The organism is Seonamhaeicola maritimus (assembly GCF_008056315.1).
In the GTDB taxonomy this organism is placed as follows: domain Bacteria; phylum Bacteroidota; class Bacteroidia; order Flavobacteriales; family Flavobacteriaceae; genus Seonamhaeicola; species Seonamhaeicola maritimus.
On the sequence record NZ_VRKQ01000008.1, the window covers coordinates 1,438,080 to 1,450,621 of the forward strand.

Annotated in this window: 8 protein-coding genes and 3 tRNA genes; 6 read left to right on the top strand and 5 right to left on the bottom strand. The window is 33.4% G+C overall.

Translation table 11 applies throughout. The features are described 5' to 3' along the window. Positions 1–9 precede the first annotated feature (9 nt). From FUA22_RS06145 to FUA22_RS06155, 3 genes are all read right to left on the bottom strand, one after another. Positions 10–564 carry a hypothetical protein gene (locus FUA22_RS06145; RefSeq protein ID WP_147767021.1) on the bottom strand — a complete coding sequence of 185 codons (555 nt, stop codon included), beginning with the start codon at positions 562–564 and terminating at the stop codon, positions 10–12. 12 nt (positions 565–576) lie between these two features. Beyond that, on the bottom strand, positions 577–1,140 hold the full coding sequence (locus tag FUA22_RS06150; protein WP_147767022.1) for an RNA polymerase sigma factor: 564 nt from the start codon (positions 1,138–1,140) through the stop codon (positions 577–579). Between the two features lie 118 nt (positions 1,141–1,258). Beyond that, positions 1,259–3,805, bottom strand: coding sequence for an ATP-dependent Clp protease ATP-binding subunit (locus tag FUA22_RS06155; protein ID WP_147767023.1), 2,547 nt, complete (start codon positions 3,803–3,805; stop codon positions 1,259–1,261). A 262-nt stretch (positions 3,806–4,067) separates the two neighbouring features. Here FUA22_RS06155 and gyrA point away from each other — a divergent pair, with 262 nt between their 5' ends. Both gyrA and FUA22_RS06165 read left to right on the top strand, forming a co-directional pair. Further along, a complete protein-coding gene (gyrA, locus tag FUA22_RS06160) occupies positions 4,068–6,638 on the top strand; it encodes a DNA gyrase subunit A (RefSeq protein WP_147767024.1) in 2,571 nt (856 codons plus the stop codon). 17 nt (positions 6,639–6,655) lie between these two features. After that, positions 6,656–7,912 carry a tetratricopeptide repeat protein gene (locus FUA22_RS06165; protein ID WP_147767025.1) on the top strand — a complete coding sequence of 419 codons (1,257 nt, stop codon included), beginning with the start codon at positions 6,656–6,658 and terminating at the stop codon, positions 7,910–7,912. A 52-nt stretch (positions 7,913–7,964) separates the two neighbouring features. Here the strand turns inward: FUA22_RS06165 and FUA22_RS06170 are convergent, their stop codons facing one another. Both FUA22_RS06170 and FUA22_RS06175 read right to left on the bottom strand, forming a co-directional pair. Then, positions 7,965–8,714 carry a C40 family peptidase gene (locus tag FUA22_RS06170; protein ID WP_147767026.1) on the bottom strand — a complete coding sequence of 250 codons (750 nt, stop codon included), beginning with the start codon at positions 8,712–8,714 and terminating at the stop codon, positions 7,965–7,967. A gap of 9 nt (positions 8,715–8,723) precedes the next feature. Beyond that, the gene (locus tag FUA22_RS06175) at positions 8,724–9,902 is read right to left on the bottom strand and encodes an acetyl-CoA C-acyltransferase (RefSeq protein ID WP_147767027.1); all 1,179 of its coding nucleotides are present in this window, start codon (positions 9,900–9,902) and stop codon (positions 8,724–8,726) included. A gap of 191 nt (positions 9,903–10,093) precedes the next feature. Between FUA22_RS06175 and FUA22_RS06180 the strand changes: the two genes are divergently transcribed. From FUA22_RS06180 to FUA22_RS06195, 4 genes are all read left to right on the top strand, one after another. Beyond that, positions 10,094–12,142 (top strand): HD family phosphohydrolase, encoded by a 2,049-nt coding sequence (locus FUA22_RS06180; protein WP_147767028.1) that lies wholly within the window; start codon positions 10,094–10,096, stop codon positions 12,140–12,142. A 96-nt stretch (positions 12,143–12,238) separates the two neighbouring features. After that, positions 12,239–12,322, top strand: a tRNA-Ser gene (locus FUA22_RS06185). A gap of 17 nt (positions 12,323–12,339) precedes the next feature. Then, positions 12,340–12,414 (top strand) — tRNA-Pro (locus FUA22_RS06190). 6 nt (positions 12,415–12,420) lie between these two features. Continuing rightward, a tRNA-Arg gene (locus FUA22_RS06195) sits at positions 12,421–12,497 on the top strand. Positions 12,498–12,542 lie beyond the last annotated feature (45 nt).

The window sequence follows — 12,542 nt, forward strand, 5'->3', positions numbered from 1 at the left end:
ATTTTAATTTTATATTATATTTTGGTTGGTGTTGGTTTGTTTTAATTCTTCAATTTTATCTTTGGTTTCTTCTAGAACATCAATTCTTTTTTGAAAATTTAGAATCATTGCTGAAAGAACTAGTTCATCATTAGGATTCTCTTTTAGCCCAATAATTAATTGTTTGTAGTTTTCCTCCAACAGTTTTATTTCAAATAAGGCATCTACTATTAACTCCTGATATTCCGGCATTTTCTCACTATTTAAATTCTCTAATTCTTTGGTGAGTGATACCAAGAATATCGATTCTGTTTCAGCCATTTCAGGAGAAATACTAGCGAGATCAGGAACTTTATATTCTTGTGGTGAATTAAAAACAAAGGTTGCTAGAAGTGCTACAGTAGCAGCTACACCAACTAAAGGTTTCCATAATCTACGCCATTTACTATCTTTTTTATTCAATGAGAGCGCTCCTTGGTTATTTAGTTTATCTAGAAAACGTTGTGAATGATTAGCATCTGGATGCTCAATGTCAAACTCATTTTCTAGTCTGCTAAATAGTTTTTCAATATTATCGTTACTCATAATCTTTCCGTATTAAGCTTCAGCTGTTATCATTAACTTTTGTCTTAAACTCTCTTTAGCTCTTGATATCGTTGTTCTACAATTAGACTGTGATATGTTTAAGATCTCTCCAATTTCCTCATAATCATACCCTTCAATTAAGTTGAGAGTTAAAGCAATTTTGTAATTATCTTTTAGTGTTTTTAAAGTTTCTACAACTTGTTGCGCTCTTAGGTTTGTAAACTCATAATCACTATCAAAACCACTTGTACTATCTTCAACTTTGTATAACATATCATCTAAAGGAATTTCTTTTTGTTTTGAATGTTTCCTATAGTGATATATGCTATTGTTAATCACAATTCTTTTTAACCACGAACCAAATATTGATTTGTCTTTTAGGCTATCTAATTTGGTGAACGCCATTAAAAATGAATCTTGCATAATATCTTCGGCTTCAAAACTATTTTTTACAATTCTGAATGCTGTATTATACATGGCTTTATAATATCTGTTGTAAACTTCCAATTGCGCTGATTGGTTGCCCGATATACATAAAGCGATTAGTTCTTCAATATTGATTTTAGTTGGCGTCAAAAAAACAATTGTTTATAGTATAGATTAGTATTGTTTTAATTTGTTACAGTTCATTCAAAAAAAAATCCCACCATCGTTATGAAAGTAGGATTTTTTATGAGTTTGTTTTAAATGAAGTCTACGACTCTGTGGGCTTTTCGGACTTTTCAACAGTTATGTTTAATTCGTTAGATTTTTTATCTAAATCAATTTTAATTTTATCACCTTCCTGTAAATTTGAAGCTACTATTTCTTCAGCTAAAGCATCTTCAATATACTTTTGAATGGCTCTTTTTAGAGGTCTTGCCCCGTATTGTTTATCAAAACCTTTGTCAGCAATATAATCTTTGGCTGCTTTGGTAAGTTTTAGGATGTATCCTAAACCTTCTATTCTTTTTAAAAGTTTTTCTAATTCAATATCAATAATTTTGTTAATGTCTTCTTTTTCTAAGGTGTTGAAGACAACAACATCATCAATTCTGTTTAAGAATTCTGGAGCAAAAGATTTTTTCAGTGCGTTTTCTATCACACTTCTAGCATTAGAATCTTCCTGAGCTTTTTGAGCAGCCGTACCGAAACCAACACCAGAACCAAAATCTTTAAGTCGTCTGGCTCCAATATTAGAAGTCATGATAATAATTGTATTTCTGAAATCTATTTTTCTACCTAAACTATCAGTTAAATATCCATCATCAAGTACTTGTAACAGCATGTTAAATACATCGGGGTGAGCCTTTTCAATCTCATCCAATAGAATTACAGCATAAGGCTTACGTCTAACTTTTTCCGTTAACTGCCCACCTTCTTCATATCCAACATATCCTGGAGGAGCACCAATTAATCTTGATATGGCAAATTTCTCCATATACTCACTCATATCAATTCTTACAAGTGAATCTTCGCTATCAAATAATTCTCTAGATAAAACCTTTGCTAATTGCGTTTTTCCAACTCCTGTTTGACCCAAGAAAATGAATGAGCCAATCGGTTTATTAGGATCTTTAAGACCTGCGCGGTTACGCTGTATAGCTTTAACCACTTTACCAACAGCTTCTTCTTGACCAATTACTTTTCCTTTAATAAGGTCTGGTAATTCAGCTAATTTATTAATCTCTGTTTGGGCAATTCTGTTAACAGGCACACCAGTCATCATAGAAATAACGTCAGCAACATTATCTTCAGTTACAATCTCACGATGCTGTTTTGTGTCTTCTTCCCACTTCTCTTGAGCAGCAGCTAATTCTTTTTCAATGCGTTTTTCATCATCTCTTAGTTTAGCAGCTTCCTCATACTTTTGTTTACGTACAACAGCATTCTTTGTTTCCTTTATATCTTCAAGCTGTTTTTCTAGTTCTATGATTTGTTTTGGAACATCAATATTGGTAATATGAACACGAGATCCAGCTTCATCTAAAGCATCAATAGCTTTGTCTGGTAAGAAGCGTTCTGTCATATATCTATTAGTTAATTTCACACAGGCTTCAATAGCGTCAGGTGTATAATCAACGTTGTGGTGTTCTTCGTATTTACCTTTTATGTTATTAAGGATTTCAATAGTCTCTTCAACACTTGTTGGTTCTACAATAACCTTTTGGAAACGGCGCTCTAAAGCACCATCTTTTTCAATGTATTGTCTGTATTCGTCAAGTGTAGTAGCGCCAATACATTGAATTTCACCCCTTGCTAAAGCGGGTTTAAACATATTAGAAGCATCTAAACTTCCAGTTGCGCCACCGGCACCAACAATGGTGTGAATTTCATCAATGAATAAAATGACATCATCATTCTTTTCAAGCTCATTCATAACTGCTTTCATGCGCTCCTCAAATTGCCCGCGGTATTTAGTTCCAGCAACTAAGCTTGCTAAATCTAGAGTTACTACACGCTTGTTAAATAGAATTCTGGATACTTTTCTTTTAACAATTCTAAGCGCTAAACCTTCTGCAATTGCAGATTTACCAACTCCGGGCTCTCCAATTAAAAGCGGATTATTTTTCTTTCTTCTACTTAAAATTTGAGAGACGCGCTGTATTTCTTTTTCTCTACCAACAACAGGGTCTAACTTCCCTTCTTCAGCAAAAGCTGTTAAATCACGCCCAAAATTATCTAAAACAGGTGTTTTAGACTTCTTATTTGACTTTCCAGCAGGCGGATTAAAAATGTCTTTAGAAGATTCATCCTCTGGATTTGGAGTGTCATCCTCAAAAGATTCCGCTTTAGGTTCTATATAATCGTTATCGTTTGTAATCATAAGTTTAAACTGTTCTTTAACATTATCATAGTCAACTTTAAGCTTATTTAAAAGCTTGGTAGTGGGGTCGTTTTCGTTTCTTAAAATACATAACAATAAATGCGCTGTATTAATTGATGTACTTTGAAATAGCTTAGCTTCTAAAAACGTGGTTTTCAGAGCACGTTCTGCTTGCCTAGTTAAATGCAAGTTTTTTTTCTGGTTTGAGGCAACTGTAATATTGGGGTTGGCAGGACTTAAAATCTCTACTTTTCGTCTTAAATGATTTAAATCTATATCCAAGGCGTTTAAAATATTAATAGCCTTACCATTTCCATCACGTAACAGCCCTAGCATTAAATGTTCTGTACCAATAAAATCATGACCCAAACGCAATGCTTCTTCTTTGCTATAAGCAATTACATCTTTTACTCTTGGTGAAAAATTATCATCCATAATTAAGGTCCTTTCTGCATTAAAAATACTAATTATAGTTAACTAAAAACAAAAACTGTTCCCTAAATTAACTGTCAGTTGCTAATTGACGAAAAAAACTTTAAAAAATCAAAATTTTGGAAGGGATACTTATTAACGAAAAAAGGGGGTGAAATTGTTAATAAAAAACACCAAAAAAATAAGTTAAATCACCTAGCGACACTGATGAAATACGTATATTAGCATGTTTTGAAAAACTCATAAAACTTAATTTAAATTATTTATGGCAGAAGGAGAAAAATTGATCCCTATTAATATTGAGGATGAGATGAAATCGGCGTACATTGATTATTCAATGTCAGTCATTGTGTCACGTGCTTTACCAGATGTAAGAGATGGTTTAAAACCCGTTCATAGACGTGTGCTTTATGGTATGCATGAACTTGGTGTTAGAGCAAATTCGGCACATAAAAAATCCGCAAGAATAGTTGGAGAAGTTTTAGGTAAATATCACCCGCATGGTGATACATCTGTTTATGATGCTATGGTGCGTATGGCTCAAGAGTGGAGTTTGCGTTACATGCTAGTTGACGGACAGGGTAATTTTGGATCTATAGATGGTGATAGTCCTGCAGCAATGCGTTATACAGAGGCTAGAATGCGAAAGATATCTGAAGACATGTTGGCAGATATTGACAAGGAAACAGTAGATCATAAATTAAATTTTGATGATACATTACAAGAACCTACAGTATTACCAACGCGTATTCCTGGGTTATTGGTTAATGGAGCATCTGGTATTGCTGTTGGTATGGCAACTAACATGCCTCCACATAATTTAACAGAAGTTGTTAATGGTACCATTGCTTATATTGATGATAATGATATTGAAATTGATGAATTAATTAAGCATGTTAAAGCACCAGATTTTCCAACTGGTGGAACTATTTATGGTTATGATGGTGTAAAAGAAGCTTTTCATACAGGAAGAGGTCGTATTGTAATGCGTGGTAAGGCCAATATTGAAGAAGTTAATGGTCGTGAGTGTATCATAGTTGATGAGATTCCTTACCAAGTGAATAAGGCAGATATGATTAAAAAGACTGCCGATTTAATTAACGATAAAAAGCTTGAAGGTATTTCAACTATTAGAGATGAATCTGATAGAAACGGAATGCGAATTGTATACGTTTTAAAACGTGATGCCATTCCTAATATCGTATTAAATAAATTATTTAAATACACAGCTCTACAGTCCTCATTTAGTGTGAATAACATTGCATTAGTTAATGGTAGGCCTCAGCTTTTGAATTTAAAAGATTTAATCCATTATTTTGTTGAGCATAGACATGATGTTGTTGTTAGAAGAACAACCTATGAATTAAGAAAAGCAGAGGAAAGAGCACATATTCTTGAAGGTTTAATTATTGCTTCAGATAATATAGATGAAGTAATTGCTTTAATTAGAGCGTCAGCAAATGCAGATGAAGCAAGAGCAAAATTAATTGAGCGTTTCAAGTTGTCTGAAATTCAAGCTAAGGCTATAGTTGAAATGAGATTGCGCCAGTTAACAGGTCTGGAGCAAGATAAACTACGTGCTGAGTATGATGAATTAATGAAAACTATTGAAGACTTAAAAGATATCCTTGAAAAGAAAGATCGGAGAATGGATATCATTAAGGAAGAGTTAGAAGTAGTTAGAGATAAGTATGGTGATGAGCGTCGTTCAACAATTGAATATGCTGGAGGTGATTTAAGTATTGAAGATATGATTCCAGACGAGAAGGTAGTTATTACTATTTCTCATGCAGGATACATAAAGCGTACTTCATTAACTGAATACAAAACGCAGAATAGAGGAGGTGTTGGTCAAAAGGCATCAACTACAAGAAATGAAGATTTCTTAGAACATTTATTTGTTGGTACTAACCATCAATATATGTTATTCTTTACTCAAAAAGGAAAATGTTTCTGGATGCGTGTTTATGAAATTCCCGAAGGAAGTAAAACATCCAAAGGACGCGCTATTCAAAACTTAATAAATATTGAGCAAGATGATAAAGTAAAAGCATTTATCTGTACACAAGATTTAAAAGATTCAGATTATATAAATAGTCATTACGTAATTATGGCTACTAAAAATGGTCAAGTTAAAAAGACATCTTTAGAACAATATTCACGTCCTAGAACTAATGGTATTAACGCTATCACCATTAAGGATGATGACGAATTACTAGAAGCAAAATTAACTACTGGCGAAAGTCAAGTAATGTTAGCGCTTAAATCTGGTAAGGCCATTCGTTTTGAAGAAGCCAAAACAAGACCTATGGGTAGAGGCGCTTCTGGAGTAAGAGGTATTACGTTAGCTAATGCTGATGACGAGGTAATTGGAATGTTAGCTATAGAAAATCCACAAGAAGAAACGGTACTTGTTGTTTCAGAAAACGGATATGGTAAACGAACTTATATTGACGATCCGGAAGATGGAGAGCCAGTATATAGAATTACAAACAGAGGTGGTAAAGGAGTTAAGACAATTTCCATTACAGAAAAAACAGGTAACCTTGTATCAATTAAGAGTGTAACAGACAATGATGATTTAATGATTATCAATAAATCTGGAATTGCCATTAGACTAGCAGTTGAGAATTTAAGAACTATGGGTAGAGCAACTCAGGGTGTGAAATTGATTAATCTAAAAGGAAAGGATTCTATAGCTGCGGTAGCTAAAGTAATGCATGATGAGGATGATGTAGAAGATACCGAAGATATTGCAAATATTGAAAACACTGGTGGTTCTGAAGATGGCACAACTCTTGATACTACTGTAAACGAAGATAACACTGATAATTAATTTAATAGTATTTAAAAATGAAGAAACAATTAGTCATAGCTTTATCATTAGCATTGTGTAGCTTTTCATTTGCCCAAAAAAAGGAAATGAAAGCAGCTGAGAAAGCTATTAAAGGAAGTAATTTTGCCGAGGCTAAAGCGGCAATTAATCAAGCAGAGTCTTTTGTATCTGCTATGGACATTAAAACAAAAGATAAATTTTATTTCTTGAAAGGGCAAGCGCTTTATGCTAACGGAGCCGGTTCTATAGAAGACATTGATAAAGCTTTAGAGAGTTTTGACAATGTTAAAACAGGTTATGCTGTAGAAATTGTTAAACTTAAACAAGATGTAACTAACACTTTACTTAAAAAGGGAAACACATCTTATGAAAGTAAAGATTTTTCAACGGCATCAAAGTTTTTTGAAAAAGCATACGGAGTTACTGAGAAAGATACTGTATTTCTTTATTATGCTGCTGCAACAGCAGTTAATGTAAAGGAGTATGATAGAGCTTTGTCTTTGTATGAAAAACTAAAAGAAATTGGTTATACCGGTATCACAAAGCAGTATTTTGCAATAGATAAAAACACTCAAAAAGAAGAACCGTTCCAAAATAAAGAATTGCGTGATATTTCTGTTAAAACAAATACACATATTAAGCCTTTTGAGAAATTAACAGATTCTAAAAAGCCTGAAATAGTAAAGAATATTGCACTTATTTATGTGAGTAATGGTGATAATGAAAAAGCTATTGCTGCAATGAAAGATGCAAGAGCAGAAAGTCCTGATGATGTTAATTTGATATTATCTGAGGCTAATGTTCATTTCAAAATGGGTAATACTGAAGAATTCAAAAAGTTGCTTAAGCAGGCTACTACAATGGATCCTACTAACCCTGAGTTACAATACAATTTAGGTGTTATTGCCGCAGATTCGGGAGAAGTTGATCAAGCAAAAGCATATTACGAAAAAGCAATTGCCTTAGATCCAAATTACATCAATGCCTATATTAATCTATCAGCTTTAATCTTAGGTAAAGAAGAGGCTATAATTGAAGAGATGAATGGTTTAGGAAGCTCTAAAGCTGATGATAAGCGTTATGATGAGTTAAGAGAAGAGAGACAAGGTATTTACAGAGAGGCAGTTCCTTTCTTAACTAAAGCACTTGAAATTGACGGTGAAAGTCTAAGTGCGGCTAAAACACTTATGAATATTTATAGTATTCTAGGAGAAACAGATAAGCATAAAGAAATGAAAGAAATGGTTGAGGCAATTGAAGCTGCAGCTAACTAAAATTTCAATATAATAGTTGTTAAAAAAGCGATTGATTTATCAATCGCTTTTTTTATATAATCTTTTTTATAACTCTAAGTTTGTGTGTATGAATGTTTTTGTCAACATTATAAATACCGGAGTGATCTAATCTGTCTATTCTTACCTTTCCGTGGGCGTGTATAATATAGTTGTCTTTCATAATGATACCAACATGAGTGATAATTCCTTCATTGTTATCAAAAAAGGCTAAATCACCAGGTTCACTTTCTTCTATAAAACTTAAAGCTTCTCCTTGAGTAGCCTGTTGAGAGGCATCTCTAAGCAATTTATAACCATTCAATTTGTAAACCATTTGTGTGAATCCAGAACAATCTATTCCAAAAGGAGTTTTTCCACCCCATAAATAGGGAGTATTTAAATACAAGAATGCAGTTTTAATAATATTTTCTTTATCTATTTTTTCTTCTATAGTATTGCCATCATGTGAATGGTTTAAAAGAGATAATCCGTTTAGAGATGATCCAAGTAAAATAGGGTGTAACTGTTTGTTTGAATCTTCAATAAATTCAACCAAATCAATAGAAAGTTTAGGAGTTTCCTTATTTAAATAATTGTAATTGTCTTCAGAAATTTCCAAATATTGTTTATTGTCTATCCAACCTTCGTATGAGTCAAAAGCTAACCGTATTCTGCTCCAATTTTTGCGTTGCTCTAAAATCTTAAAAAAATCACCATACAAAACTTGAGTTACAAGTTCACTAGTATCGGCCGGTTCATTTCTTAGAGGAACAACACTTAAACTACAAATTCCGTACTGCATTAAACTGGTTTAATTACGTTCTAAAACTATTGCAGATGCGCCACCACCACCATTACAAATAGCAGCTGCTCCAATTTTCCCATCATTTTGTTCTAAAACACTTAATAAAGTAACTAAAATTCTTGCACCAGAACACCCAAGAGGGTGTCCTAAAGATACAGCACCACCATTAATATTGACATTGGAATCACTCAATTCTAGAATTTTCATATTAGCTAAACCTACAACAGAAAAAGCTTCGTTAAATTCAAAAAAATCAACATTATCAATCAGAATTCCTGCTTTATCCAAAGCTTTTGGAAGAGCTTTGGCAGGAGCCGTAGTAAACCATTCAGGTTCTTGAGCAGCATCAGCATAACTCTTTATGGTCGCCAAAGGTTTTAAGGCTAATTCTTCTGCTTTTTCTTTACTCATTAACACCAAGGCTGCAGCACCATCATTAATAGTAGATGCATTAGCAGCTGTAACCGTTCCATCTTTTGTGAAAGCCGGACGTAAACTTGGGATTTTCTCTATTTTGACATTTGAAAATTCTTCATCTTGATTAACAATAATAGGTTCTCCTCGTCGTTGGGGTACTTCAACAGGAACAACTTCATTATTAAATTTTCCAGTGTCCCAGGCATCTGCTGAACGTTTGTAAGATTGAATAGCAAAATCATCTTGATCTTCTCTTGAAAAGTTATATTCATTCGCACATGCATCGGCACAAACTCCCATTGCATTCTGATCATATGCATCTACCAACCCGTCTTTTTGCATACCGTCAATTAATGATGCAGGTCCAAATTTAGTTGCTGTTCTTGCGTGAAAATAATGAGGAATAAGGCTCATGTTTTCCATACCTCCAGCAACAATAACATTGGCATCACCAAGCGCAATAGATTGAGCCGCTTGCATCACCGTTTTCATTCCTGAAGCACAAACTTTGTTCACAGTTGTGCAAGGAACCGTATTTGGAATACCGGCATAAATGGCGGCTTGTCTTGCTGGTGCTTGACCCGTACCAGCTTGTACTACATTACCCATCAGAACCTCTTCAACCATTTCCGGCTTTAGTCCAATTTTATTAAGAGCACCTTTTATGGCTACAGCACCTAGTTTAGGAGCAGGAATAGTTGATAAAGCACCTAAAAAACTACCAATTGGAGTTCTTGCTGCAGAAACAATAACTACTTCTTTACTCATTTTACAAGCGTTTGAATTACTTGCAACGAAAATAATCAATTTTTAACAGAATTTAGAAGGATTCTGTTATTATAAAAAACGAGAAACCATAGAATTTACTACATTTGAAATAAGCTACAAAAATAAGATTGTAGTGACCAATTAGATTATTGGTAAATGACATCTTTTTTGATGAAAACCTTATTTTTTAAATGAAAGACTTTATAAATAAATTATACAGAAATCATTCCTTAATTTATAAAGCTCTTTTATTAGTAGCTACTACATTTTTAATTGTTTATCTATTTCCAAAGAGCGGTAAGTTTAAATACAATTTTGAAAAAGGAAAGCCTTGGCAATCTGAAAATTTGTTAGCACCTTTTGATTTTGCTATTAAAAAGGCTGATGAAGAAATAAAAATTGAAATACAAAAGATTACTGAAAGCTCAGTGCTTTACTTCAATTTAGATAATGCGGTAGAGCCTGAAGTAAGGAGTGCATTTGAAATCCAATTTGGAAAGAAGTTTTCAGATTCTGTTCAAAACATATCATTTCCAGCACTTAAAACTTGCGGAAATGAAGTTTTAAATGAATTGTATGGTTTCGGTGTTTTAAGTGAAGATTATAGCTTTTCTGAAAAACGTGCCGTTGCCATATTGGACGAACGCACCAAAAAGCAGGATGCTTTTTATTCAAATTTAATTAAGCAGAGTAAGGTTTCATCTGTAATAGATAAAGTATTAAGTAAGAATGATTTGTTAGGATATAAAGCCGACTTTACTTCGCTATTTTTTGATATAATTGAGCCGAATTTATCTTATGATAAATCATTTACAGATAAAGCAATTCAAGAAGAATTAGATAAAATTTCATATACACGTGGTAGTGTTGCTAAAGGGACTCTTATAGTTTCAAAAGGAGAGGTAGTTGAAGGTGATAAATACCAGAAATTAGAGTCACTACGGTCTGAATATGAATCTCAGGTTTGGAATGAATCCAATTATAATTGGGTGCTTTTTGCTTATGCATTGTTGGTTGCATTAGCTATGTTAATGCTTCTGTTGTTTTTAAGAAAGTATCGAAACCAAGTTTATGAAAACAATACCAAGGTTACTTTTATTTTCTTTAATGTACTGCTGTTAATTTTTATAACCACATTAGTTGTTAATTACAATTCCAAGTATATTTATATAGTTCCAATTTGTGTCCTTCCTCTAGTATTAAAGGCATTTTTTGATGCAAGATTAGGATTATTTACCCATGTATTAACGGTGTTGCTTTTAGGGTTTATAGTGCCTAATAGCTATGAGTATATGTTTCTTCAAATAATTGCAGGTATAGTTACTATTTTAACGGTATCAGAATTGTATAAACGTGCTAATTTATTTATTTCAGTAGGTCAAATTACGCTTATTTATATAATAGCCTATTTTGCATTTTTTGTAATTCATGAAGGAAGTATTGAGACCTTGGAATGGGAAACCTTTATTTGGTTTATTCTATGTGGATTAGCGACCTTGTTTGTACAGCCTTTGATATATGCCTATGAAAAATTATTTGGACTAGTATCAGATGTTTCACTTTTAGAGTTATCAGACACTAATTCTAAATTACTGAAGGAATTATCTAATAAGGCTCCCGGAACCTTTCATCATTCTTTAAACGTTGCAAATTTAGCAGAAGCTTCTGCAAGCGAAATTGGAGCTAATGCTATGTTGGTTAGAGTAGGGGCGCTGTATCATGACATAGGTAAAATGAAAAATCCAACATATTTTACTGAGAACCAATCTACAGGTATTAATCCACATGATGAATTGTCTTCAAAAGAGAGTGCTAATATAATAGTAAACCATGTTATTGATGGTATTGAAATAGCAAGAAAAAATAAACTCCCAGATAGGGTTATTGATTTTATAAGAACTCATCATGGAACAAGTGTTGTTTACTATTTTTATATGAAGGAAAAGAAGAATTTTGAAGATGTTAACAAGGCAGATTTTAGCTATCCGGGACCAAAACCTTTTAGTAAAGAAACTGCTATTTTAATGATGTGCGATAGTATTGAAGCGGCATCTAAAAGTTTAAAAGAACCTACATCGACAAAGATTGATGCTTTTGTTGAAAATATTATAAATAAGCAGATAGAAGAAGGACAATTTTTAAATGCAAATATTACTTTTAAGGAAATTCAATCTATAAAAAAAGTGCTAAAGCATAAGCTTGCAAACATTTACCATTTACGTATTGAGTATCCAGAATAATTTTTATAAAAAATTAAATAAAATAGTTGCGTTCTTTCAAAGGATGAATTACATTTGCAACCGCAATTTTATTGCATAAGTTCTATTTAGAATTTAGGAGAGGTGCCAGAGTGGTAATGGAGCAGATTGCTAATCTGTCAGCGCGCAAGTGCTGCCCGGGTTCGAATCCCGGTCTCTCCGCAAATTGATAACCAATTCGGGGTGTAGCGTAGCCCGGTTATCGCGCCGCGTTTGGGACGCGGAGGTCGCAGGTTCGAATCCTGCCACCCCGACAGAATGGTCGCGTAGCTCAGCTGGATAGAGCATCTGCCTTCTAAGCAGACGGTCACAGGTTCGAATCCTGTCGCGATCACCACAATCCTCACTAGTAATAGTGGGGATTTGTTGTTTAATAATCTTT